A 25,207-nucleotide genomic window follows, 5' to 3' on the forward strand; every position below is an offset into this window, starting at 1 on the left:
CCGTGGAACACATCGCCGCTTTGCTTTTGGTAATTGGCTGTTCGAACAACATGACCGAATGCCGTGAACTGCCGGTGCCGGTCAGTGTTTTCGAAACCGCCGAAGCATGCACGGCAGAACGTCCATTCGCTGCCGGCGACGTGCAGGGTCAGGCCGAGCACGTCGTTGCCAAATGTCTTACGGTCGACCCCGCGCTGGAAGATGATTACGACCAGATCGTCTGGAACGTGCGCCCGGACGGCACCCTCGACGCGTCTTTGCAGATTTCCAGTGTCGTGGTCGCGTCGAACGCCACGCGCCGCGAAAAAGACTCTCTTAGCCAACAATAAGATCGAGCGGGCAAAGGCTGCTGTTTCGTGCTAAATAGCGGCTGGAGCTTACTAAAGTGAGGACAAAAGTGAGGAGAGATTCTATGCGGAAATTGATTATTGCCATGGTTGCGGTGGTCGCCGTCAGCGGCTGCAGCACGACCGAGCAGGATGTCGGTGTCGGCGCCGGTGTCGGTGCTTTGGCCGGCGGACTGATCGGCGGCGGCAAGGGTGCGCTGATCGGCGCAGCCGTTGGCGCCGGTTCCGGCCTGCTGGTGCGCAACCTGCGCAACGGCTATTGCCAGTATCGCGACAATCGCGGCCGGCTCTACACCGCTCGCTGCTGATCCGCTTCAAAAGCGTCAGACAATCGCGACGGAGACCGGTCAGCCGGTCTCCGTTTGTTTGACTGCATCAGGCTGCGGGATCCTGATTTCCACCGTAAGCCCATCGGCGCGAAAATCTCGGGCAATCGTGCCGCGCAATTCGCGCGTGACATTGAGGTCGATCAGCTTGGTGCCGAAGCCGGTCTTCGCCGGCGCTTCGAGTTCCTTCTGCCCGGCCTCGCGCCAGTTCAGAACCAGCATCCGCTCGGACCCGCGCCCCTCGAACGACCAGTCGACCTTCAGCGCACCCACGGAATTGCCGGCCTCGCCATACTTCAGCGCATTCGTCGCCAGTTCGTGAAAGGTCAGGCCAAGCGCCTGCGTCGTCCTCTCGTCGAGCAGCACCTGAGGCCCTGACAATATCCCTTCCGGAAGCTCCTTGCCGAACACCTGGCCGAGCTCGATGCGCAGCAGGTCGCCAAGATCGGCCTTCTGCCAGCGCGAACGCGTCAGCATATCCTGGGAAGCCGCCATTGCCTGCAGGCGGGCTGAGAAGGAAGTTGAGAACTCCTTCACGTCGGTTGCTTGCGCTGCCGTCTGGCGCGCAATCGCCAGCACCCGCGTGATCGAATTCTTGATCCGATGCTTCATCTCCTGCAGCATCAAATCCTTTTCGAGCAGGCTTTTTTCCGTCGTTTCATGCAGCAGCGACTTGGCGTCGTAGGCGCGCTCCTGGTAGCGGGCCACCAACGCGATGGCGCCGGCCAGAAGCAGGCCGAACAGCCCGAGCATGACCGGAATGGCGCGCGAGGACGGTTGCGAAAATGCACTTGTCGGCCGAAACAGCACCGTCCACGGCCGACCGGCGACGATGATCTTGCGCGTCACCAACAGCCTGTCGCCAAACCTCGCAACCGGCGGCGTTTCGGACTGGAACAGAAGATTGTCGGCGTCCGCCGTGCCGTCATAGACCGCGGTGTTGACCGGCAGCAAAGGCGTGCGGCTGAGCGCGGTCTGGAACAGGTCGCGGGCGCGGAAGGCTGCGTAGAGAAGGCCTGATGTCGATGATCTGGACGCATTGATACCATCCGGCGCGGTTTCTACATTGAGCCTGACGAAGACCAGGAAACCGGTAAAGGTCTGCGCCGCGCCAGTATCCTGGCCGAGCTGGACCAGACCGCTTGCGTGCTGTGCGTCATCGGCCATCGCTTTTTCGATCGCCTCGCGCCGCACCGGCTCGGTGAACATGTCGTAGCCGATGGTGGATTCGTTGGCAGGGTCGAGCGGCTCGAACAGCACGACGGGCGTGCGCCACGGCTGTGTCGTGTCCGGATAGACCGTGTGGGCGGCGCCGCGGTCGCGCAACATGTCGCGCTCGACCGCCGCTTCGTCACCGGTCTTGGCCAGCCTGAGATAGCCGATGCCGCGCAGGCCGGCGAAATTGTTATCGACATCGAGGGCGCTGAAGAAGGCCTCGAATTCGCTACCTGAAATCTCGCCATTGCGGGCGTCGAACAACGCCTGCGTCGAGCGCAGCAGTGACAGATGCAGATCGATACGGCTTTCGATGCGGTTGAGCGCGTCGTCGGCCGTCGCCTCGAACTTGATGCGCGCCGCTTCCTGGGTCGCGAAATAGGCGAAGCCCGCCATCGTCAGGCTGATCAGTGCAACGGCAATGAAGGCAAGGATCGGGAAAAACTTCTTCAACGCAGGCCCATGGACGGTTCGGGACCTTTATGGGCAAGTCGCCGCGGCAAGACAATGGCGCGGCCAAGCCATAATGACAGCTGGCATATCATGCATATTTAGCCGGCTTATCGATCGAACATCCGTGAACATGACAGCTGACGATAGCGTGGTCTCAGGCCGCGATCTTCAGCGCACCCGGACCGGGAATGGCGCCGGGCGGGCACTTTCCCAGGATGATCATGCCGAGCACTTCGTCCTGCGTCACATCGGTGGTGCGCGCGGTGCCGACGACCTGGCCGTTCTTCATTACGCAGACCCGGTCGGCAAGCTCGAACACGTCGTGAATGTCGTGGCTGATCAGGAAAATGCCGATGCCGTCGGCCTTGAGCTGCTTGACCAGTTCGCCGACCTGCGCCGTCTCCTGCGGCCCAAGCGCGGCCGTCGGTTCGTCCATGATCAGGATGCGGGCGTTGAACAGGATGGCGCGTGCGATCGCCACCGACTGGCGCTGGCCGCCCGACAGCTTGATCACCGGCTCCTTGAACCGCTGGAAGCGCGGATTGAGTCGGCCCATCACCTTGCGCGCCTCGGCCTCCATGGCGACATCGTCCAGCGTGCCCCAGGCGGTCATCAGCTCGCGGCCAAGGAACAGGTTGGCGGCGGCATCGACATTGTCGGCCAGCGCAAGCGTCTGGTAGATCGTTTCGATGCCGTATTTCTTGGCATCGCGCGGGTTGGAGATCGAGACCTCCTGGCCGTTGACCAAGATCTGGCCGGCATCGCGCTTGTAGGCGCCCGACAGGATCTTGATCAGCGTCGACTTACCGGCGCCGTTATGGCCAAGCAGCGCCACTACTTCGCCCGGGAAAAGATCGATGGACGCATCGTCGACGGCGCGAATGCCACCGAACGCGATCGAGATGTTGCGCATGTCGATCAGTGGCGTACCGGTGGGAGCAGTTTTTTCCATAATCGTTCCTCCCTAGACGCGCTTGCGGTAGACGGTGTCGAGCCAGACGGCGATGACCAGGACAGCGCCAACGACAATGCTCTGCAGCGGCGAGTCGATGCCGAGCAGCACCATGCCGGATTGCAGCGACTGCATCAGAAGCGCGCCGAGCATGGCGCCCATCACCGTTCCGGCGCCGCCCGCGAGCGACGTGCCGCCGATGACGGCGGCCGCGATCACCAAAAGCTCGTCCAGTGTGCCCAGCGCATTGGTTGACGCATTGAGACGGGCCGACGAGATCGCCGCGCTGATTGCAGCCAGCACACCCATGATCATGAACACCTTCATGGTCACCCAGCGCGTGTTGATGCCGGCGAGTTCCGCTGCCTCCGGATTGCCCCCGATGGCGAAGACATAGCGGCCGAAACGCGTGCGCTTGGTGATGAACGTCATGATGATGCCGACAATCACCGCCATCAGCACCGGTATGGCGATGCCATGCGCGATGAACAGCCCGCCTTCGGGAACGGTGATGCCGTTCTGCTGTGCGTACTGGCGCACGATGCCGATCGGCCATGGATAGGAATTGGCGATCCACACGGCGCCGAGGATGGCCGCGCAAGTGACCACGCCAAGCAAGGTCTCGGCCCAGACGGGGCGCAGTGGAAAGCTGAAGCGCTTGCGCTGCGAGCGACCGTTGAGCAGCGCGAAGGCGACCGCCGCGCAGGCGACGATGCCGACGATCCAGCTGGCAGCGGCGCCAATCGAGCCGCGTGGTCCGCCGCCCATCAGCTGGAAGGTGGCGTCGAGTGGCGCGACCGTGCGCCCGCTGGTGATGAGCCATGCCATGCCACGCCAGACCAGCAGGCCACCAAGCGTCACGATGAAGGCCGGAACCTGCATATAGGCGATGATGAAGCCCTGGAACGCGCCGATCAGCAGACCAAACACCACGCCGGCGGCAAGCGCGACGACCCAGAGCCAGGGGTTTCCAAGCTGGAAGCCGATGACGCGAATCAGGAATTCGGCCTGTGCCACGCCCATGATCATGCCGATCACGCCTTCGACCGAGCCCACCGAAAGGTCGATGTTGCGCATCACGATGACCAGTACCATGCCGGTAGCCATGATCGCGACCGAGGACGTCTGCACCGACAGGTTCCAAAGATTGCGCGGCGTCAGGAAAAGCCCGCCCGACAGGATATGTATGCCGACCCAGATGACCAGCAGCGCGCCGACCATGCCGAGCATGCGCGTGTCGAGCTCGGTCGCCTTCAGGAACCGGGCGACCGCGCCGAGTTCAGACGCTCGTGCCGTATCGGCCTGCGGATTTGAGGTCGTGTCGGTCATGATGTCCTCCAGCGGCTTGCCGTCTGGCGCGGATGCCGGACCACAGCCTAGAAGTTTGCCGCCCATGGCGGAAACACACAATTCTCGTAGAGAAAACGCCGCGGCTTGACAGCCGCGGCGCCTCATTTCTTCAAGTCGTCGAGATCAGTCGCAAGCCGCGACGCTGCCGGCGGCGACGCCCGTGCAGACTTCGTCCTTCTTGATCCAGCCGGCGTCGATGACGACGTTGAGGTTGTCCTTGGTGATCGCGACGGGGGTCAGGAACAGCGACTTGACGGTGTTGCCGCCAGGCGTGGTAAAGTCCTTGGCGCCGGCAATGTCGCCCGTCTTCTTGCCATCGGCAAGCTGCGAGGCGATCTCGGCGGCGTTCTTGCCGAGTTCGCGCGCGTCCTTCCACACCGACACCGTCTGCGTGCCGAGCGCGATGCGGTTCAGAGCGGCATGGTCGCCGTCCTGGCCCGAGACCGGAACCGTTCCGGCGAGGCCCTGCGCCGTCAGCGCGGCGACAACGCCGCCGGCGGTGCCGTCATTCGCCGCAACCACGGCATCGACCTTGTTGTCGTTGGCGGTCAAGAACTGTTCCATGTTCTTCTGGGCGTTGGCCGGCAGCCAGCCATCGGTATAGGCCTCGCCGACATTCTTGATCTTGCCCGAGTCGATGGCTTCCTTGAGCACTTCCATCGAGCCCGAGAACAGGAAATCGGCATTCGGATCCGAGCCAGAGCCCTTGATGAAGACATAGTTGCCTTCGGGCTTCGCCTTGAACACTTCGCGGGCCTGCATGCGGCCGACTTCCTTGTTGTCGAAGGTCAGGTAGAAGACGTCCTTGTTCTCGATCAGGCGATCATAGCCGACGACCGGAATGCCTTCGTCCAGCGCCTTCTGCACCGCCGGGCCGATGGCCGAGGCGTCCTGCGCCAAGATGATCAGCGAGTTGGCGCCCTGCGAGATCAGGCTTTCGACGTCGGTCAGCTGCTTGCCGGGATTGGACTGCGCGTCGGCCGAAATGTACTTGTCGCCGGCGGCTTCGATCGCCGTTTTCATCGCCGCCTCGTCGGTCTTCCAGCGCTCTTCCTGGAAGTTCGACCACGACACGCCGATGACCTTGTCCTTCGCCTGCGCGACCGACATCAGCGCCAGCGACATGGCGACACCCGCCAGCATGGCGGCTGCAAATCTGTTCATTATAACCCTCCCTGCGCCGCCCACGGCGCGACAAAACCGGCCCGAAGGCCTGCACAAAGAGGCTCCATTTTTTCGAGCCTCGAAAAAATACTGGTTCAATGATAAGGCACTGTCAACATCGATTATGATGGATTCTGATGGCGTTGCCGAATTTTTTCGAGCTCCGCAATAAACAATGACAGGGCTGCCGGCGTCTGCCAATATTTGGCTGGTGCCGTCGAACGCCTTCACTATCATGAGGCGCGAGGAGGCCGGGAGGAAAACAAATGTCGGTTGGGATCCGCCACGACGATCTGCGCCGTCGCAACCGTGCGATGGTGATTTCGGCCGTGCGCCGGGGCGGCCAGCCGTCGCGGACCGAGATTGCGGCGACCACCGGCCTCAGCCATTCGACGATATCGGCAATCTCGTCTGATCTAATTCAAGAAGGCATCCTGATTGAAGGCAAGCCTGGCGAGACCGGCTCGCTGAAACGCGGCCGGCCGCAGGTCGGCCTTGGCCTCAACCCGGAAGCGGCGGCGGTCATGACCGTGGTGCTGTCGCTGAACTTCCTCTCCGTCACCGTCATCGACTATGCCGGCCAGGTGGTCGCGGAAGAACAGCGCCGGCTCGACACGCTGACCATGCCGCGCGACGAGCTGATCGGCGAATGCGTAGCAATCGTCGGGCGGCGTCTCGCGGACCCGGACCTCGATGTCCAGAGCATCGCCCGCATTGCCATGGGCATCCAGGGCATCACCGATTCGCAGGCGCGGGCCATGCTGTGGTCGCCAATCACGCCACTGACCGACATTGCCTTCGCCGACATGTTGGAAGCGGAATTCGGCATTCCTGCCACCATGGAGAACGACTGCAATATGATGGCGGTGGCCCTGCAATGGCGCCAGCCCGAGCGCTACCGCGACAATTTCATCGCGATCCTCTTGTCGCACGGCATCGGCATGGGGCTGGTGCTGAAAGGCGAACTGTTCACCGGCACCCATTCCTCGGGCGGCGAGTTCGGCCACATGATCCACCGTCCGGGCGGCGCGCTCTGCCGCTGCGGGCGGCGCGGCTGCGTCGAGGCCTATGCCGGAAACTACGCCATCTGGCGCAGCGCCAAAATGATGAGCGAAGATGCCGAGCCGGTCGATATCGGCGACGCTGATATGCGCGCACTCGCCGCGCGCGCCCGCGAAACCGATGGCCCGGAGCGCGAAGCCTATCGCAAGGCCGGTGAGGCGCTCGGCTTCGGCCTCGGCAGCCTGTTTGCGCTGATCGACCCGGCGCCTGTCGCCATGGTTGGCGTCAGCGCCGCCGCCTTCGACCTGATCGAGCCGGCATTGCGCGAAGCGATCGCCCAGACCGCCGGCGGCCAGCACTCGAAGTCGATCTCCTTCGACACCGAGCCCAACGAGCTGCCGCTGATCCGCGAAGGCTGTGCCATGCGCGCGCTCGGCTTCGTCGATCAGGAGATTTTCGCGCCGGGCATTCAGGCCAAATCCGGCAAGCATGTCGCCTGAATGGCCGGCAACGGCGCGACGCGCAGCATCCTAGTCTTCCCTGATCGCGTAGCCGGCGCCGCGAATGGTACGGATGACATCCGGCATGCGGCCGTTGTTGACCGCTTTGCGTAAGCGCCCGACATGGACGTCGACGGTTCGCTCGTCGATGTAGATCGTCTCGCCCCAGACATTGTCGAGCAGCTGGCTGCGCGAGAACACGCGGCCGGGATGGCGCATCATGAATTCGAGCAGCCGGAACTCGGTCGGTCCGAGCCTGATCTCGCTCTTCTTGCGGTAGACACGGTGCGACTCGCGGTCGAGCACGATGTCGCCGACCTTGAGCACGCTGGACAGCACTTCCGGCTTGGAGCGGCGCAGCAGCGCCTTCACGCGCGCCATGAACTCCGGCGTCGAGAATGGCTTGACCAGATAGTCGTCGGCACCGGTGGACAGGCCGCGCACGCGATCGCTTTCCTCACCGCGCGCGGTCAGCATGATGATCGGCAGCCGCTCGGTTTCGGGCCGCACTCTAAGCCGCCGGCAGAGCTCGATGCCGGAAACAGCGGGCACCATCCAGTCGAGCACCAGGAGATCGGGCACGTTTTCCTGCAGGCGGATCTCGGCCTCGTCGCCGCGTGTCACCACCTCGACGTGATAGCCTTCGGATTCGAGGTTGTAGCGGAGGAGCACGCCTAGCGGCTCCTCGTCCTCCACGACCATGATGCGTGGCGCGATCATAGGCAGTTCACCCTCATCAGGCCGGCGTGGCCATCGCCGTCTCGTCCTGCTTCGGACGATTGGCGGGCAATTGCTGGCCGGTCAGCACATAATACGCATTTTCGGCGATGTTGGTGACATGATCGCCGATGCGCTCAAGATTCTTGGCGCAGAACAAGAGATGCGTGCAGGCGGTGATGTTGCGAGGGTCTTCCATCATGTAGGTCAAGAGCTCACGAAACACGGACGTGTATTTGACGTCGATGCGCTCGTCGTCATTCCTGAGTTTTGCAAGAGCTGCCGCATCGGTGGCGGCATATTCCTCGACGACGCCTTGCACCTGGATCAGCACCAGCTGCGCCATGGCATCGATGGAGTGCGAGAGGTCGCGCGGCGTGACGCTCAAGCCCACGGTGCCGACGCGTTTGGCGATGTTCTTGGCGAGATCGCCGATGCGCTCGAGGTCGCCGGCCATGCGGATCGAGCCGACCACGGCGCGCAGATCGTTGGCCATCGGCTGGCGCTTGGCGATCAGCGTGATGGCGCGGTCGTCCAGTTCGCGCTGGCGCGCATCCATGATGGCGTCGTCGGAAACGACACGCTGTGCCAGCGCATTGTCCGAATTGAGCAGCGCCCTGGTCGAGCCGCTGACCATCGAGCCTGCCAGATCGCCCATGTCGCGGATCAGCTTGCTGATCTGCCCGAGCTCTTCATCGAAGGAGGCGACGGTATGTTCACCCATGATCTTGGTCCTCGTGCCTGAAAATTCACCCGCCGGACGGCTCAGCCGAAGCGGCCGGTAATGTAGTCCTGGGTGCGCTTGTCGTCGGGGTTGGTGAACATCTTGTCGGTGGCGCCCTCCTCGACGAGATAGCCGAGATGGAACATCGCCGTGCGCTGCGACACGCGCGCCGCCTGCTGCATCGAGTGGGTGACGATGACGATCGTGTAGTTCTGGCGCAGTTCGTCGATCAGCTCCTCGACACGGGCGGTGGCGATCGGATCGAGCGCCGAGCAGGGCTCGTCCATCAGGATCACCTCCGGCGACACGGCGATGGCGCGCGCGATGCACAGGCGCTGCTGCTGGCCGCCGGACAGGCCGGTGCCGGGCTCCTGCAGGCGGTCCTTGACCTCGTTCCAGATCGCCGCCTTCTTCAGGCTCTGCTCGACGATCTGGTCCATGTCGGACTTGCGCTTGGCCAGCCCATGGATGCGCGGGCCGTAGGCGACGTTCTCGTAGATCGACTTCGGGAACGGGTTGGGTTTCTGGAACACCATGCCGACGCGGGCGCGCAGTTCGACGACATCGATGTTCTTGTCGTAGATGTCGTCTTCATCGAGCGTGATCTTGCCGGTCACCCGCGCCAAATCGATGGTGTCGTTCATGCGGTTGAGGCAGCGCAGGAAGGTCGACTTGCCGCAGCCGGACGGGCCGATCAGCGCCGTCACCTGGTTCTGACGCACGTCGAGATTGACGTCGAACAACGCCTGCTTCTCGCCGTAGAAGACGCCGACCTTGTCGCCGCGCATCTTGATGACTTCGTTCGACTTGGCGTTCATTTTGTCGCCCACTGCATTCTCAAGGGACTGTTCGGTCATGATGTTCATACCAAATTGCCTTTTTTCTACCAGCGCCGCTCGAAGCGGCGCCGGAGCACGATCGCGGTGATGTTCATGGCCATGAGGAAGACGAGCAGGATGATGATGGCGCCGGACATGCGCTCGACAAAAGCGCGCTCAGCCTCGTTTGCCCACATATAGATCTGAACCGGCAGCGCGGTCGCCGGATCGAAAGGCGTCGTCGGATAATCGGCGACGAAAGCGACCATGCCGATCAAGAGCAGCGGTGCTGTCTCGCCGAGCGCACGCGCCAGGCCGATGATGGTGCCGGTAAGGATGCCTGGGGCGGCAAGCGGCAGGATGTGATGGAACACCATCTGCATCTTGGAGGCGCCGAGACCTAGGGCCGCCGAGCGGATCGACGGCGGCACCGCGGCGAGGGCGGCGCGCGTGGCGATGATTATGGTCGGCAATGTCATCAAGGTCAGCACCAGGCCGCCGACGAAGGAAGCCGAGCGCGGCATGCCGAGGAAGTTGATGAACACGGCAAGGCCAAGCAGACCGAAGACGATCGACGGCACCGCCGCGAGATTGTTGATGTTGACTTCGATCAGGTCCGTAAAGCGGTTCTTCTTGGCGAACTCCTCCAGATAGATGGAGGCGGCGACGCCGATCGGCAGCGCCAGCAACAGCACGATCACCATCATGTAGAACGAGCCGATGATCGCCACGCCCATGCCCGACGTTTCGGGCCGGCTGGAGGCGCCATAGGTGAACAGGCCGGTGTTGAAATGCTCGGCCATCACGCCGTCGGCTTTGAGCTTGTTCATCCAGTCGATCTGCTGGTTGGACACCTTGCGGCGCGCTTCATCGACGCCGAGGTCGATCTGGCCCTTGAAGGCCGAGTCGAGGTTCGCGGCAGCCAGGATGTCGACGTCACGCGTCCTGCCGATCACCGACGGATCGGCGGAGACGATGTCGCGCAGCTGGACGCGGGCGCCTTCCGACAGGAAGCCCTTGAGCTTCAGCATCATCGGCTTGTTGGCCGGATCGATGCCGAGCTTGGCCACCAGCGCGTTTTCGGCGAGCTTGGGATAGTTCGCCTTGATCAGCACGGTAGGGTCGGTCGCGCGCTTGCCGGAGGGATCGATCACCTTCTCGTCGAAGGTGACCGGCAGCGTCACCGTCGTCTGCCAGAAGGCGGTGTAGCCTTTCGAGACGATGGTGATCAACATGATGGCCAGGAACGCCAGGCCCACCGAGATCGCAATCACGCCATAGATGCGGAACCGGCGTTCGGCGGCGTAGCGCGCCTTCAGCCCGATGTCGCGGCGCGGACGCGCGACGGCGCCCGCCATCGTGTCCAGGGGGATGTCGGTCATTCGTACTGCTCCCGGTACTTGCGCACGATGTAGAGGGCGACGATGTTCATCACCAGCGTCAGCGCGAACAGCGTCAGGCCGAGCGCGAAGGCGACCAGCGTCTGCGGCGAGTTGAACTCGAGGTCGCCGGTCAGCTGGTTGACGATCTTGACGGTGATGGTCGTCATCGCCTCGAACGGATTGGCCGTCAGATTGGCGGCGACGCCCGCCGCCAGCACGACGATCATCGTCTCGCCGATGGCGCGCGACGCCGTCAACAGGATGGCGCCGACGATGCCGGGCAGTGCCGCCGGCAGGATCACCCGCTTGATCGTCTCGGAGCGGGTGGCGCCGAGGCCGAGCGAGCCGTCACGCATTGCGCGCGGCACCGCGGTGATGATGTCGTCGGACAAAGAGGACACGACCGGGATCAGCATGACGCCCATCACCAGACCGGCGGTGAAGATGCTCTGGCCCTGGATGAAGGGCGAGCCGCCGGTGAGTGCCGCCGACAGGTCGCGCAAGAACGGTCCGAGCGTGACAACGGCGAAGATGCCGTAGACGATGGTCGGAATGCCGGCCAGCAGTTCCAACGCCGGCTTGACCACCGAGCGCACACCGCGCGAGGCATATTCGGACATGTAGACCGCCGACATCAGCCCGACCGGCACTGCGACCAGAAGCGCGACGGCGGCGATGTAGAGCGTGCCGGCGAGTAGCGGGATCAGGCCGAACTGACCCTGGCTGCCGCCGGAACCGGCGGCGGCGAAACGCGGATCCCACACCGTGCCGAAGAAGAAGCTCATCGGCGATACGCTCTCGAAGAAGGTGATCGTCTGGAACAGCATCGACAGCACGATGCCGACCGTGGTCAGGATGGCGATGGTCGAGGCCGCAAGCAGCCCCCACAGCATCAGCTTCTCGACATTGTTGCGCGCCCTGGCGCGCGGCGCGATCTGCCTCAGCGCATAGAAGGCGCCGGCGACCGACAGCGCGAAGGTCAGCACGGCGCCGAACAGGCCGAGCCGGTCCTGGACCTGGTTCGCCTCGACCGCGATCGGGATCATATAGTCCTGTGTGTCGCTGGCCAGTGCCACGCCCTTGGCGGCGAGCAGCGGCTGCAATTCGGCGAAAGTAGCGGGAAGTGCGGTATCGCCATCGAGCCGGCGCAGGCCCTTGGCCAGGCTCTTCACCAGGCTGGCGTCGAGCGCTTCGCTGGCCACCTTTGTGTCGGCGGTGCGCTCGGGCAAAGCGGCATGGATGTGCCGGTCGAGATAGAAGGAAGAGCCGATATCCCAGACGGCGAGCAGCAGGACGGCAGGCAGGACCGCGAGCAGAAAGGCCCACCAGCCATGATAATGCGCGCGCGAATGCGGCTTGACCTTGCCGGTATCCTGCGCCGCTGCGCGCTGGCGGCCGATCACAAAAGCGACCACGCCTATGGCGATGACTATGGCGAGTACGAGCAAGGACGACATCACCCACCCCAGGGAAAATTCAGATCGCCGCCACCGTTGCGGCAAGCGGCGAAATCATGGCGCGGATTTGGTCCGCGCCCTGATCCGGTCGGTTGATTACATCGTCTTTCCGGCGGCGAAGGCGTCGCGCTGGCCCTGACGTTCGGCGTCGGGAGCGGAAACCAGGCCGTACTGGGCGAGCGGGCTTTCCGGGCCGATCATCTGGTCATCAAGGAAGAACTCGACATATTCCTTGAGGCCGGGAACGACGCCCAGATGCGCCTTCTTGACGTAGAAGAACAACGGCCGCGACACGGGGTACGTGCCATCGGCGATGGTCTGCGTCGAAGGCACGATGCCTTCCACGGTAGCGACCTTCAGCTTGTCGGCATTGTTCTCGTAGAAGGCGAGGCCGAACACGCCAACGCCGGTCTTGTTGGAGTCGATGCGGGCCAGCGTCTCGGTGTAGTCGCCATCGATGTCGACAGCCTTGCCGTCCTTGCGGATGGCGATGCAGGTCTTGCCGATTTCCTTGTCGTCGGCGATGCCGGCAGCCTTCAAAGCGGCCTTGTCGCAGCCGGCGTCGAGCAGCTTGGTCTCGAACACTTCACGGGTGCCGTGCTTCTCACCCGGGATATAGGCGGCGATATCCCAGTCGGGCAGCTTCGGATTGACCTGGTTCCACTTGGTGTTCGGGTTGTCGACCAGCTTGCCGTCGACCACTAGCTTGGCGGCGAGCGCCTTGTAGATGTCGGCGGGAACCAGCGCCCAGTCCGGACCCTTGATGCCGGTGGCAAAGACGATGCCGTCATAGCCGATGCGGACTTCCTGGACGTCCTTGACGCCGGCGTCGGCGCAGGACTTCAGCTCGTCCTTCTTGATCGGGCGCGAGGAGTTGGCGATATCGATCGTGTCTTCGCCGACGCCCTTGCAGAACTCCTTGATGCCGGCGCCGCTGCCGCCGGACTCGACCACCGGGGTCTTGAAGTTGGTGAAGGTTTCGCCGAACTGCTCGGCGACGATCTTGGCGTAAGGCAGCACGGTCGACGAACCGGCGACCTGGATCTGGTCACGCGCAGCGGCGACACCGGACGATGCGGCGAACGCTACCGCCACGGCCGATGCCGTAACGAGGAATTTCTTCATGTGGCCTGCTCCTGTTCGGAAGATGGTCTCTTGGCGCCCTCTTCAAACCGGCGCCCGCTGAGGCCAATAGCCTTCGATTATTACAGTCGCATGACAGTTTCGTGTCAGCCCGGTAACGTCGCACAGACGTCTTGTGGGCCGCACCCTTTAAGCCGGTTTGTGGGAATGGAAGTTGCCGCTGGAATCAGACGCTTGCGCAATTCGTGCTGGCATCAAGTCCCGGCACACCGCAGGCCGCGATGCCGAGAAAGAAAAACCGGACGGGAGCGCGTTGCCCGTGACCAGAGCGAATCTTGGCCGAGCCATCGCCAAAAACAGGTCCGTTGGGGTAGATTCGACGCTGTTTCTTGTCGGCGGTCGCTTGCTCCCGCCCGTAACTGAATGAGCGGTTTCGTTGCGACCATTGTCCTGACTGGGCGCCAGCTTTGATATGGTGCGATCGCACCATATCCTTGGCTGTTGCGGCGCGGCCGAATCCCGGCGGCGCCGCAGGTTGCTATCCAGCGTCTCGTTGGGCTTCGCCTGATATGCCGACCCAGCGCTCGACCTTTTCGAGCAGCGCCCTGGGGCTGATCGGCTTGGGCAGATAGTCGTCCATGCCGGCTTCCAGGCAGCGCTCACGGTCGCCCTTCAAGGCATGCGCGGTGACGCCGACGATCGGGATATGCATACCCGTATGTTCTTCCAGCCGGCGAATTGCGGCGGTGGCCTCGAGCCCGTTCATCTCCGGCATCGAGACGTCCATCAGGATCATGCGCGGATTAAGCCGGCCGAAGGCGTCGAGCGCCTTGCGGCCGTTGCCGACGATTTCGAAACTGTAGCCGGTTTCGCCGATTATCTGGGTGAACACCATCTGGTTCACCTCATTGTCCTCGGCAACGAGAATGTCGAGCCGGCGTTCATCCCCGGCGGCCCGGGCGCGGGCACGAACCGGCGGCGGTTGCAGCAAGGCGCGTTCCGATGCAGCGAGCGGCGGCTTTGCCGGCGACGGTTCGTTCCTGCCGCCGCCGGAACCGCTGCTTGCCGCCGGCAGCACACGGCCGTCCGTGATATTGTGATGGTGCCGCTGGATGGTGGCGACCAGCGTTTCCAGAAGCACCGAGGAACGCGCCGGCTTGATCAGCTGGGCGTCGATGCCGAGATCGCGATAGCTGGTGTTGGCGAGCGACTGGTCGACCGAGGTCAGCATGATGATCGGCGTGTCGGCCAGCCCTGCGGTGTTGCGCACGACGCGCGCCATTTCGGCGCCGCTCATCCCCGGCATCTGATAATCGAGCACGACGCAGTCGACCGGCACGCCGTAGGCAGCCGCGGCGACCAGCACCTTGAGCCCTTCGGGTCCGCTTTCGGCGGCGCAGGAATCGAAGGTCCATGACGCCATCTGCTCGCTCAGGATCGATCGGTTGACGGCATTGTCGTCGACGATCAGCACCCGTGAGCCGGTCACGTCGACCGGCATGATCCGCCGTCCGGTCTGTTCCTCGGCCCTGGGCAATGTCACGGTGAACCAGAAGGTCGAGCCCTTGCCTTCGGCGCTCTCGACACCGATCTCGCCGCCCATCAACTCGACCAGCCGCGAGGTGATGGCGAGCCCGAGCCCTGTGCCTTCGTGGCGTCTGGTCGACGAGGTGTCGGCCTGACTGAATTTTTCGAAGACGAGCTTTAATTTCTGCTGCGGAATGCCGATGCCGGTGTCGGTGACCGAAACGGTAAGCTTTGTCCCCGTCGGCCCCCTTTGTCCGGTCACGTCGACCAGCACGTGGCCTTCGTCGGTAAACTTCACCGCGTTGCCGACCAGATTGGTGACGATCTGCCTGACGCGACCGACATCGCCGACGAACAGGCTTTCCAGGCCCGGCTCGACGCGCACGATGAGCTCGAGGTCCTTCTCCTTGGCGCGCGTCGATATCAGCGTCGCCACATCCTCGATCGCTTCGGGCAGGTTGAAGGGCGCAGGGTCGAGCACCAGCTGTCCGGCATCGATCTTGGAGAAGTCCAGTATGTCGTTGATGATGGTCAAGAGCGCGTTACCCGACTTGACGATGATATCGGTGAACGTCTTCTGCTTGGGATCGAGGTCGGATTTGGCCAGCAACTCGGCCATGCCGAGTACGCCGTTCATCGGCGTGCGGATCTCGTGGCTCATATTGGCCAGGAATTCCGACTTGGCGCGGTCGGCCAGCACGGCGCGCTGGCGCGCCTCGCGCAGTTCGGCCTCGCGCAGCTTCAGTTCGGTGATGTCGGTGGTCGACCCAATCAGATAGAGCGAACCGTCGGACGCGATCATCGCGCCCTTGCGGGCGAACTGGTGGCGCACGCTGCCGTCGGCAAGCGTCACCGTTTCCTCGATCTCCTGTGTATCGCCTGTGCGCAGCACGGCGAGATCACTGTTGACGAAGGCTTCGCCGTCTTCGCCGAAAATCTCGATGTCCGTCTTGCCGATCGCGTCTTCCCTGCGGAGGCCGGTGAGGTCGCACCAGCCCTTGTTGACGTAGAACTGCCTGAGGTCGGAGCGCTTGGCGTAGATCGACACCGGCACGTTGTCGATGAGATTGCGGAACACCTCGTTCTCGCGCATGCTCTCTTCCAGCGCCTGCTCGCGCGCCTTGACGTCGGTGATGTCGGTGCTGGAGCCGACAAGGTGCACCGACCCATCGAGCGCCACCAGCCGGCTCTTGCGCGTCATCAATTGCCGCACCGTGCCGTCGCGATGGGTAACGGGCTCCTCGATCTCGCGGCCGCGGCCGGTGACGACGACCTCGGTGTCGTCATGGGTGTAGGTTTCGGCGTCGTCGATGCCGAAAAGCTGGAGATCGGTCCGGCCGATGACTTCCTCCTTGGGGATGCCGGTCAGCGCGCACCAGGCCTTGTTGACGAATTCCATGCTCAGATCCTGCGCCTTGATGAAGGCGGCGACCGGCAGTTCGTCCATGACGTGGCGGAACAGGTCGATCTGGCGCATGCTTTCCTGCAGCGCCTTTTCGCGGCTCTTGATCTCCGAGATGTCGACGCGCACGCCGATGAAGGTGCCGTCCTCGGTGCGCATATCGTAGACCTGATACCAGCGGCCGTCGGGATTGCACCGTTCGTAGGAGGAGTTCGGCAGGCGGTAGCGGGCGAGAATGGCATCCAGCCAGATGTCTCGATCGCCGTCATAGAGCTTGTCGGTCTCCGGATCGCCACTGAAGCGGAAATATCCCACGGAATGTCCAAGTTCCAACGCCTCGCGGAAGCTGCGGCGAGGCTGCCATGCCGGTTTCAGCGCCGGCAGCGTGTCTTGCAGCTTGCGGTTTGCAAAGACGAACTTGTCGTCGCGGTCATAGATGATGACGGCCGCCGGCAGCGACTCCAGCACCGTGGCGAGATTCTTGCGGGCGTCCTCGGCCTCGGTCTCGCGGCGCTTCATGTCGGAAATGTCGAACAGGAAACCGGCGACATAGTTGCGGCCGCTGGGCATGCCGACGCGGTTCTTGCGCACGATGCGCGAGCGCTTGGCGCCCTCGGCGTCGAAAGTCTCCTCGACCTCGTAGGGCGTGCCGGTCGCCAGCACGGCGCGTTCGCTGTCTTCGAATTGCGCGGCGTCCTTTTGCTTGAGGAAGTCGCCGCCGGGTCTGCCAAGCATCGCTTGCGGGCTCTGTCCGAACAGTGCCGAAAATGCCTCATTGACGAAGACGAAACGCAGATTGTCGTCCTTGACGAAGATCGGGTCCTTGACGCCGTTGATCACCGCCTCGGCCAGCCGCGATTTCTCCAGTGCTTGGGCGAGTTCAGCCTCGCGATCCTTCATGTTGGTGACGTCGACATAGGAGATCAGCCTTTTGCCGCCGGCGAGCGGCGCCAGCGAGGCAATCAGCGTACGGCCGTCATTGCGTGGCAATTGCCTGGAGCCCACCAGGCCGGCCGAGATTTCTGCTTCGCGCTCGGCGATGTGGTCCTGCCATTCCGCATCGTCAGCACCGTACGGGTCCATATCGCGGCTGGCCTGCATCAGTTCGCGGAAGCCGCAGCCGATGCCGGCGCGTCGGGGATCGATTTCCCAGAAATCATAGAAGGCGCGGTTGATCACCTCCGCGCGCATGTCCGCATCGAGGACAAGCACGCCGATCGGCATCTGGTCGACCATCGTGCGAAGATTGGCGAAGGTCTCCGTGATTTTGGCGTTGGCACTCTCGATCTCTGCGTCGCGACGCTTGAGCTCGGAGACGTCGTAGTAGGTCAACAGCCGCTTGCCGCCGGACAATGCCGTCACCGAGAACATCATCGTCCTGCCGTTGGCATGGAGAAATTCGCGTGGCGCAACCGAGCCGGCGCTGATCTCCTCGATGCGGGTGGCGAGGTAGTGCTGCCACTGCTGTTCATCGAGATCGCCGTAGATGCCGTTGCGGCGGTTGAGTTCCATCAACAGGCTGAACGGCGCGCCGACCGTGACGGCGCCGTCGGGAATCCTGGAGAGCTCGCGATAGGCCTTGTTGACGATGAGCGTATCGAACTTCGCGTCAAGCACCACGACGCCCATATGCATGGCATCCATCGTCCGCTCGAGATCGGCGAGGTGCTGCGTGGCCTCGCCGGCCGGCGGATCGCTCTCCTCCTCCCGCAGTTCGTCCAGCGCACCGGCCAGTGCCGTGACGTTGCGGCCGATGCCGCGATAGCCGATGAATTCGCCTTCGCCGTCGAACCGCGGGGAACCGGTGATCGAAACCCAGCGGCAGCCGGGACGGCCGCCCTTCAACTCATAAACAAAGTCGCGAAACGGCCGATGCGCCTGCAGATCCTCCAGATGCGCGGCGGCGTGTCGATTGCCGTGCACCATCTGCTTGAGGAAATCGAAGCGGAAACGGCCAAGTATGCTGGCGGGATCGATGCCGGTGGCGGCCTGGTAGTTCTCCGAAAGCCAGGAAAAGCGCAGCTCGGCGTCGGTCTCCCAGACCCAGTCGGCGCCGGCCTCGACCAGTTCGCGCAGCGCTTCGGGCGAACCCCCGACGGACGTATCCTCGCCGTTCACCACCCCTTTTCGGGAACCGCGTCCGCCGCGTGTTCCAACAGTCCCGTCAGCCATCCCGTTCCCACCCCGAAAGCCAAGGCCGAACCCCCTCAGCGGTTCGCCGGCGGAATGTGCCCGAGAAGCATTAATGATCCGCTAACCATAACCAATCCAGACTGCGGCCAGAGCCACATTGCCCTGCGGTATTCCGCCGGTTGTCGGCGGAACCCCGGCCGGGCTATAAGTCGGCGGGGGTGTTGCTGATGACCGGTTGGATCGTGCCTTGTTTCCTGTGCCTGGCGCTGCTTGCGGGCAGCGGCTGCGCACGCAGCTATGACGGCACGGTGGTGATCCCGAAGCCGCTCGATATCAGGCGGGTCTGGGATCGCGATCCGTCGCAGACTGAGGCCAGCCGGATGCAGGCGGCAGCCGGTGTGTTTCCGACGCCGCCGCCGCAGGAGCCCTACCGGCTCGCGGCACGCAGGCACACAACACAAATAGCTGCGCCAAGCCGGCACGTCAGGTCCAGCCCGCCCAGCATGGCTTCCGAACCGGCCAATCCGCTCACCTGCAAGAATGTCAGCGAACCCGGCAAACGCTACAGGATGGTTTGCGAATAGCTGGTACTAGAGCAATTCCAGGAAAAGTGTGAAACGGTTTTCCGTCCGGAATTGCGTAAAACAAAGACATAGAGCGGTTCGCCGTTTCGGTGAAACGCTCTAGGCGCAGGTTACTCCGCCGGGAAGAAAGCCGGCCCGACCACCCTGACCGGCCGCGAGCCGGCCAATGGCTCGACCGATTGTCGCTGGGCGGCGCCCCTGGCCTCTGCAGCGTCTGCGCCAGGCTGGGGAAGTTGCGCCACGGTGCCAAGATCCGGCTTCGCTGACGGCAAAGGAATGATCGCGTTGGCCATATTGGCTGGCGTCACCGTGCGCGCTCTCAGCTCGGCAACGCGCCGGTGATAGCGCTTGAGGTCGCAGGCCCTGAAGTTCGCATCATCGCGATATTTGAAGGCCGCCGGCAGGTCCTTGTAGGATGTGCGCGTATCGAGCGCGACCATCTCTTCGGTTTCAAGACTTGGGTCACTGAGCGTGTACAGGTCGACGCCGGCATCGTCGCAGATGTAGCGGCACTGATCGACCATCTCCTTGACATCGCCGCCTTGCACGAACTGCGATCTCGGCGCCGGGAAGAAATAGCCGTCGGAGAGACGAACGCAAAACAGCATCGAATTGCTGCCGATCATGGCACCAGCCGGACGCTGTCTTTGTTGCCCGGCGGCGGGCCTGCAGCCGAGCGCGACGAGCCTGGCCTGCAGTCCGGACGGATCCCGGCGCGAAATCGCGGCGCCGGCGATCTGGCGTTGCACCTGTGTGTATTATGCCGGTTCCTGTAAATTCGCCATTACACTTTTGTTTCAAGATGAGACGAAGCCAGGCTCGGGCGAGCCCAGGCCGCCGCAATCATCGATCCCGCGTTATCGGCCCTTGCGGATGAAACCTTTCTCCGGTGTCTCGCGTTGTGTGGAGCAAAGGAGAGCGAAGATGTCTATTCACTTCACTGTCTCTGGCCTGACCAGGAACCTGTTCCACTCGCTGGGGCTGGACCACGAGCGGGCGCCGAGAGCGCTCGATCCCGAACAGAGCCTGCTGCTGGAATGCTATCTGGCCGGACAGATTCCGGAATCCGCCTGGGCCGACTACGTCTTCGAGGCGCCGGAACTGCAGCGGCATGTCGATATCAGACGCCCGCACAACTGATCAGAGCAATTTCAGCAAAAGTGTGAGTCGTTTTTCCGGGAAAAGCGCGTAGCGCTTTCCCCTGGGAATTGCGTCAAGACAACGAGAGACGGGGTCGCCGTTTCTGTGAAACGGTGAAACGCTCGCCCGCTCGTTTATTGCTTGGGCGAGGCGAATTGCAAGTTGAAGACATTGCCCGCGACGCCTTGCGCCAGCGTCGGCGAGAAGCTCAACGGCAGGCACTTTTGCAGAGCAGTGGTTGCGGCGTCGACGAACGACTTCCTGGTATCCGCATCGCCATCGACCTTGATCGCCGTCGGCCGCGGCGGACCAATCAGCGTGCCGTCGCGCTTGAAGCTGAAGCTCAAGGTGACGCTGGCATTTCCAACACCCGCCGGCGGCGTCCAGCACGCCTGGATGGCATCGCCGACCTCCGCCATCGTGTCGAGCGGCGCGGCATCGGACGGGTAGCCTCCGACCAACACAACACCGGCAATCGCAAACAGTCTCGCTACGCCCCTCATCGCAAAGCTCCTCGTGTGTCGTCCGCCGACCATGATGGTAGGGTCGAAGCAGACGATGGCAATATGCCTGATGTCGGACTTTACACCATGAGACGCGCCTGATGGCGCATCGGCGAAAAGCAAAAGGCCGGCATTGCGCCGACCTTTCCCTTCACCCTTGCGCCAGTACATCCGTGGTCGCGCGGTGCCTTCAATAGACAGCGTTCTGGTTAATGAATCCTTAGCTTTACGCGCTGGCCTGCGACTTCACATAGGCGATGTAGCCGCGCACGTCGCCGGCCGGCTCGGCATAGGCCTTGCCGAGTTTCTTCTCCATCGCCGCGACATACTCCTTGGCCCATTTTGGCAGCGCATAGTCGATGACGGCCAGGAACTCCAGCGTCGATGCCAGGCGTATGTCGGCGATCGACGGGTGCTTGCCGCCGATGAACGGCTTGCCGTCCCTGAAGAAGGAGTGAAACACCTCCAGCGGCTCGGCAATCGCCGCCATGGCGGCCTTCTGCGCCTCGGACTTCTTCTCCGGATGAGCGTCGCTATGGCCGACCTCGCCGGCATAGTGCGGGAAACCCAGCGCCGGATAGGTGGCGCGCGCCACATACGGGTAGAGCGTGCCGATCAGGTAGAACATGGCGCTGTCGACCATCGCCCGCTTGGCCGGCGCCTTGGGATAGAATTTCTCCAGCCCGTGCTTGTTGGCGAGATACTGCATGATGGCACAGCTCTCCCACAGCACGCCGCGCGGCAGCCCCTTGTCCTCGATCATCGGCGTCAGATGCGCCGGATTGCGCGCCATATATTCCGGCGACCGCGTGTGGCCCCAGGCGTCGGTCTCGGCGGCGTCGAACCCGGCCGCACGGGCAAACACCCGGACGGTCATGTTGTTGACGCTCGGCTTCAGCATCGAAAGCTTCAGCGCCGGTTTTTTCGCCCCCTTGGCCTTCGGCCCCGACATCTTAGTAGCCGGCTTTGTCGCGGCTTTCGCGGCCGGCTTCGCGGCTGCCTTCGGCGCGGCCTTTACGGCCGCCTTTGCGGCCGGCTTCGCTGCCGCTTTTGCTGCTGGCTTGGCCGCTGGTTTGCCAGCGCTCTTAACTGTCTTTGCCATTATGGTCCTCCCCTTTTGCTGGCCGTCAGTATGGATTCTTCGGCGTCCGGTCGTCCGACAAGGTCGCGCGCGACCGTTCGACCAGCGTCTGGATCGCGTCGGCAAGGTGCAATTCGGCGATGTTGTAGTCGCCGCGCGCAACGCGCAGCTTGTGCGCCTGCATCAGCACATCGGCGTGGGTGAAGCCGGCCGGCGGCTCAAAGCGATAGGACGCCAGCTCGATCAAGAGGCCGAGCGGATCCTCGAAATAGATCGAATCCATGAAGCCGCGATCCTTGACGCCGCTGTGCTTGATGGCGCGCTCGTCGAGCCGGGCGACCGCCTGCAGGAAGGTCACGCGCGACACCGAGAACGCAATATGATGGACGCAGCCCGGTTCGGTGGGCGTGCGCCGCTTGACCGGCGTGCGGCTCTCGTCGGTGAAGACGGTGATCAGCCTGCCGTCGCCGGGATCAAAATAAAGATGGCTTTCGCTTGGCTTGTCGAGGTTGGGCTGCTCGAAAATGAACGGCATGCCGAGCACGCCTTCCCAGAAATCGATCGAGGTCTGGCGCCCGGCGCCGACGAGCGTGATGTGATGGACGCCCTGCGATTGCAGTTTCCGCATCGGTCTCCTCCTCGCCGACCCTCGCCTATGTACCCCGGCGTCTTGGGCGCCGCAAAGAGCCCTTTGGCTAGGCTTCGTACATGATGCTAGTGCAATTGGCAGCGCCGCGCCAGAAGCTCGCGGAGACTGCCGGCGCTGGATGGTGAAAGGGGCTTGAGTTGCATGACCTGAGGCTATGCAACGGCTCTGAGCTCGGCTTCCGCCAAGGTACCCAGGCCCGCGCATTCGGCGCATGCCATGGTCTGCCCGGGACAGCCGGCCCGATGCGTGCCTTGCGGGCAGCAATGCCCTTTCGACTCACGCCATTTCAAGCAATCGAAAACCTGCCCGCTGCCGTGACAGCGCGGGCATATCATTTTTGCCGAACTCATACCTGCGCTACCCAACCCAAATCCGCGTTGCCGCAGATGCTATCCCGCACCGCAAGTAACAGAGATTGCTACGCTTTCAAGCGTCGCAGCCTGACTTAAATTGGGTGCATTCGGGTCACGGACTTGCCGGGTTTTCGCTGATGCCGCCGACCCTCGCGGTCAAACGCGATGCACGCGGCGGCTGCCCGGAATTGTCGATCATGTGGGAGGAAAGCCGTTCTTGGTACGCCCAAGGGGAATCGAACCCCTGTTCCCGCCGTGAGAGGGCGGTGTCCTGACCGCTAGACGATGGGCGCGTTCAAGAACCGGCGATATAGGCTGGCGCTCGGGAAAAAGCAACTGGGCTTGGAGCGCTTCCGCCGAACCATTGATTTGCGTTGTTCATGCCTGCCGTTTGGGTTCGATCAAATCCCACAGATTGCCGTAGAGATCGGCGAACACCGCCACCGTGCCGTAGGGCTCGAAGCGCGGCGCTTCGCGAAAGTCGACGCCCTTTGCCAGCATCGCTTTGTGGTCGCGGGCAAAGTCGTCGGTCTCGAGGAACAGGAAGACGCGGCCGCCGGTCTGGTTGCCGATGCTCTTATCTTGCGCCGCGCCGTCAGCTTCGGCCAGCAGCAGCCTCGCGCCTTGCCCGTTGGCCGGCGCAACCGTCACCCAGCGCTTGCCGCCGCCGAGATCGACATCCTCGATGAGCAGAAAGCCGAGCCGTTCGACATACCAGGCAATCGCCTCATCATAGTTGGCGACGACCAGCGCGACGGTCGCAACCCGGCGATGTTCGGCGAAGCCGCTCACAATTGCCGCCCGCTCATTTGTTGCGGATGGCAAAGCGGCCGATGATACGGCGCTCGGCGATGTCGTAGACGAAGATGGTGCGGCTGCCGTCGCTGAGCTCGGCGTCGATTGAAATTCGATTGCCCGACAGAGCCTGGCTGATCACCTTGGCTCCGACCGGGAGCACTATGTCGGCCGCGAGCGGCTCGCCGGGCGGAACTGGAATGTCGTTGGCGAGCGGCGGGTTCGCGGGCGGCGCTTTGCGCGATTTGTAGACAATGGCCGCGATCACCACCATAAGGGCCAGCAAAAGCAGGCCGAGATTGATGGCCATGAAACGGATGAGCCTGCCGCGCACCTTTTCGATCTCGGGATCGAGCGGCTTTTCTTCTTCATCGGCAACGGGCCGGGCCATGGCAGAACTTTCCGGAACTTTTTCGATGAGCGCTCATAGCGAAGAGACCCCTGAATTGATAGAGCCTGGACAATTCATAGAGGCGGCGCCGACCGTGCTCGAAGCCGGCGCGGAAGCGGCCGGCCAGCGCCTCGACCAGTGGCTGGCGAGCGCCCTCGGGCCTGACATGTCCCGCAGCCGGGTGCAGATGCTGATCCGGCAAGGTGCCGTTTCGATCGACGGCAAGCCGGTCGACGAGACCAAGCGCAAGATGAGTGCCGGCGAGCGCGTATCGGTCGTCATGCCCGAGCCGGAACCGGCCGAACCGCAAGGCGAGCCCATCGCGCTCGACGTCCTTTATGAGGACGACGAGCTGATCGTCATCAACAAGCCGGCCGGCCTCGTCGTCCATCCCGGCGCCGGCAACTGGACCGGCACGCTGGTCAATGCCCTGATCCACCACTGCGGCGACAGTCTTTCAGGCATTGGCGGCGTCAGGCGGCCGGGCATCGTCCATAGGCTGGACAAGGAAACCAGCGGCGTCATGGTGGTGGCCAAGACCGACCGCGCCCACAAGGCGCTGTCGAAGGCCTTTGCCGACCACGGCCGCACCGGCGACCTCGAACGTGCCTATTTGGCGCTGGTCTGGGGCATCCCTCCACGGCCGACCGGAACGGTCGACGCGCCGCTTGGCCGTGCCGCCGACCGCGTGCGCCGCGCCGTCGTGCCGGAAGGCCGCGACGATGCCCGCCACGCCGTCACCCATTTCACGGTCAAGGAGCGTTTCGGCGAGGCCCAGCAGGCGTTCGCCACCGCCAGCCTGGTCGAATGCCGGCTGGAAACCGGCCGCACCCACCAGATCCGCGTTCACATGGCTCATATCGGCCATCCCGTCATCGGTGACCCCGATTACGGCCAGGCCTTCCGCACCAAGGCCAACCGGCTGCCCGAACTGCTGAAGGGTCAGGTCAAGGCATTTTCCAGGCAAGCTTTGCATGCCTGGCTTCTTGCATTTCGGCACCCGGCTACCCATTTATCGATGAGGTTCGAGGCGCCGATACCGGGGGACATGGAGGAACTCGTCGGCGGCTTCCGCAAGCTCTGAACCAGCCAGCTAAAACCTGAGCGGCATTGTTCACTTCAGCGTGACACACTGTTTCGTGTTGAACAAATGCCTGTC

At 63.2% G+C, this 25,207-nt stretch carries 23 protein-coding genes and 1 tRNA gene; 6 read left to right on the forward strand and 18 right to left on the reverse strand.

The annotated features are described in order from the left end of the window. Positions 1-2: 2 nt before the first annotated feature. Positions 3-329, forward strand: coding sequence for a hypothetical protein (locus tag NLY37_RS19995; protein ID WP_023670101.1), 327 nt, complete (start codon positions 3-5; stop codon positions 327-329). An 83-nt stretch (positions 330-412) separates the two neighbouring features. Next, on the forward strand, positions 413-655 hold the full coding sequence (locus NLY37_RS20000; RefSeq protein ID WP_023670102.1) for a YMGG-like glycine zipper-containing protein: 243 nt from the start codon (positions 413-415) through the stop codon (positions 653-655). 39 nt (positions 656-694) lie between these two features. On the opposite strand, the gene NLY37_RS20005 is transcribed toward NLY37_RS20000, so the two are convergent. From NLY37_RS20005 to xylF, 4 genes are all read right to left on the reverse strand, one after another. Continuing rightward, entirely contained in the window at positions 695-2,341 is a 1,647-nt protein-coding gene (locus tag NLY37_RS20005) for a CHASE domain-containing protein (RefSeq protein ID WP_023742929.1), read from the reverse strand. Positions 2,342-2,495: 154 nt separating this feature from the next. Next, entirely contained in the window at positions 2,496-3,293 is a 798-nt protein-coding gene (locus NLY37_RS20010; RefSeq protein ID WP_023742930.1) for an ATP-binding cassette domain-containing protein, read from the reverse strand. 12 nt (positions 3,294-3,305) lie between these two features. Further along, entirely contained in the window at positions 3,306-4,622 is a 1,317-nt protein-coding gene (locus NLY37_RS20015) for a sugar ABC transporter permease (protein ID WP_023742931.1), read from the reverse strand. A gap of 144 nt (positions 4,623-4,766) precedes the next feature. After that, on the reverse strand, positions 4,767-5,807 hold the full coding sequence (gene xylF / locus NLY37_RS20020; protein WP_023742932.1) for a D-xylose ABC transporter substrate-binding protein: 1,041 nt from the start codon (positions 5,805-5,807) through the stop codon (positions 4,767-4,769). Between the two features lie 266 nt (positions 5,808-6,073). On the opposite strand from xylF, the gene NLY37_RS20025 reads away from it, so the two are divergent. Continuing rightward, the gene (locus NLY37_RS20025) at positions 6,074-7,309 is read left to right on the forward strand and encodes an ROK family protein (RefSeq protein ID WP_023742933.1); all 1,236 of its coding nucleotides are present in this window, start codon (positions 6,074-6,076) and stop codon (positions 7,307-7,309) included. 30 nt (positions 7,310-7,339) lie between these two features. On the opposite strand, the gene phoB is transcribed toward NLY37_RS20025, so the two are convergent. From phoB to NLY37_RS20060, 7 genes are all read right to left on the reverse strand, one after another. Next, positions 7,340-8,029: a phosphate regulon transcriptional regulator PhoB gene (gene phoB / locus NLY37_RS20030; RefSeq protein WP_031246494.1), complete on the reverse strand. Its 690-nt coding sequence runs from the start codon at positions 8,027-8,029 to the stop codon at positions 7,340-7,342. A gap of 16 nt (positions 8,030-8,045) precedes the next feature. Next, a complete protein-coding gene (gene phoU / locus NLY37_RS20035) occupies positions 8,046-8,750 on the reverse strand; it encodes a phosphate signaling complex protein PhoU (RefSeq protein WP_023670109.1) in 705 nt (234 codons plus the stop codon). A gap of 41 nt (positions 8,751-8,791) precedes the next feature. Beyond that, positions 8,792-9,616, reverse strand: a complete 825-nt coding sequence (pstB, locus tag NLY37_RS20040) for a phosphate ABC transporter ATP-binding protein PstB (protein ID WP_023683970.1) — start codon at positions 9,614-9,616, stop codon at positions 8,792-8,794. Positions 9,617-9,633: 17 nt separating this feature from the next. Beyond that, the gene (pstA, locus tag NLY37_RS20045; protein WP_023683971.1) at positions 9,634-10,950 is read right to left on the reverse strand and encodes a phosphate ABC transporter permease PstA; all 1,317 of its coding nucleotides are present in this window, start codon (positions 10,948-10,950) and stop codon (positions 9,634-9,636) included. Continuing rightward, entirely contained in the window at positions 10,947-12,407 is a 1,461-nt protein-coding gene (pstC, locus tag NLY37_RS20050; protein ID WP_023706293.1) for a phosphate ABC transporter permease subunit PstC, read from the reverse strand. Before pstC ends, pstA begins: the two co-directional genes overlap by 4 nt. A 96-nt stretch (positions 12,408-12,503) precedes the next feature. Beyond that, positions 12,504-13,532 carry a substrate-binding domain-containing protein gene (locus NLY37_RS20055; protein WP_023706292.1) on the reverse strand — a complete coding sequence of 343 codons (1,029 nt, stop codon included), beginning with the start codon at positions 13,530-13,532 and terminating at the stop codon, positions 12,504-12,506. A 496-nt stretch (positions 13,533-14,028) separates the two neighbouring features. Continuing rightward, positions 14,029-18,537, reverse strand: coding sequence for a PAS domain-containing hybrid sensor histidine kinase/response regulator (locus NLY37_RS20060; protein ID WP_286440134.1), 4,509 nt, complete (start codon positions 18,535-18,537; stop codon positions 14,029-14,031). A gap of 242 nt (positions 18,538-18,779) precedes the next feature. On the opposite strand from NLY37_RS20060, the gene NLY37_RS20065 reads away from it, so the two are divergent. After that, a complete protein-coding gene (locus NLY37_RS20065) occupies positions 18,780-19,136 on the forward strand; it encodes a hypothetical protein (protein WP_023742935.1) in 357 nt (118 codons plus the stop codon). A gap of 110 nt (positions 19,137-19,246) precedes the next feature. Here the strand turns inward: NLY37_RS20065 and NLY37_RS20070 are convergent, their stop codons facing one another. After that, positions 19,247-19,762, reverse strand: coding sequence for a DUF2865 domain-containing protein (locus tag NLY37_RS20070; protein ID WP_245271004.1), 516 nt, complete (start codon positions 19,760-19,762; stop codon positions 19,247-19,249). 298 nt (positions 19,763-20,060) lie between these two features. Here NLY37_RS20070 and NLY37_RS20075 point away from each other — a divergent pair, with 298 nt between their 5' ends. Continuing rightward, positions 20,061-20,276 carry a hypothetical protein gene (locus NLY37_RS20075; protein WP_023670117.1) on the forward strand — a complete coding sequence of 72 codons (216 nt, stop codon included), beginning with the start codon at positions 20,061-20,063 and terminating at the stop codon, positions 20,274-20,276. 134 nt (positions 20,277-20,410) lie between these two features. Here NLY37_RS20075 and tolA read toward each other — a convergent pair whose 3' ends face one another. The 6 genes from tolA to NLY37_RS20105 all read right to left on the reverse strand — a co-directional run bounded on the left by tolA (position 20,411) and on the right by NLY37_RS20105 (position 24,048). After that, a complete protein-coding gene (gene tolA, locus NLY37_RS20080) occupies positions 20,411-20,779 on the reverse strand; it encodes a cell envelope integrity protein TolA (protein WP_023742937.1) in 369 nt (122 codons plus the stop codon). A 226-nt stretch (positions 20,780-21,005) separates the two neighbouring features. Continuing rightward, the gene (locus tag NLY37_RS20085; protein WP_023742938.1) at positions 21,006-21,881 is read right to left on the reverse strand and encodes a glutathione S-transferase family protein; all 876 of its coding nucleotides are present in this window, start codon (positions 21,879-21,881) and stop codon (positions 21,006-21,008) included. 25 nt (positions 21,882-21,906) lie between these two features. Beyond that, entirely contained in the window at positions 21,907-22,488 is a 582-nt protein-coding gene (locus tag NLY37_RS20090; protein ID WP_023742939.1) for a VOC family protein, read from the reverse strand. 592 nt (positions 22,489-23,080) lie between these two features. Continuing rightward, positions 23,081-23,155 (reverse strand) — tRNA-Glu (locus tag NLY37_RS20095). An 85-nt stretch (positions 23,156-23,240) separates the two neighbouring features. Beyond that, the gene (locus tag NLY37_RS20100; protein WP_023742940.1) at positions 23,241-23,654 is read right to left on the reverse strand and encodes a VOC family protein; all 414 of its coding nucleotides are present in this window, start codon (positions 23,652-23,654) and stop codon (positions 23,241-23,243) included. 13 nt (positions 23,655-23,667) lie between these two features. Beyond that, entirely contained in the window at positions 23,668-24,048 is a 381-nt protein-coding gene (locus tag NLY37_RS20105; protein ID WP_023690093.1) for a hypothetical protein, read from the reverse strand. A gap of 25 nt (positions 24,049-24,073) precedes the next feature. On the opposite strand from NLY37_RS20105, the gene NLY37_RS20110 reads away from it, so the two are divergent. Beyond that, positions 24,074-25,132, forward strand: coding sequence for an RluA family pseudouridine synthase (locus tag NLY37_RS20110; RefSeq protein ID WP_023742941.1), 1,059 nt, complete (start codon positions 24,074-24,076; stop codon positions 25,130-25,132). Positions 25,133-25,207 lie beyond the last annotated feature (75 nt).

This window comes from Mesorhizobium sp. C395A (assembly GCF_030323205.1).
GTDB lineage: Bacteria > Pseudomonadota > Alphaproteobacteria > Rhizobiales > Rhizobiaceae > Mesorhizobium.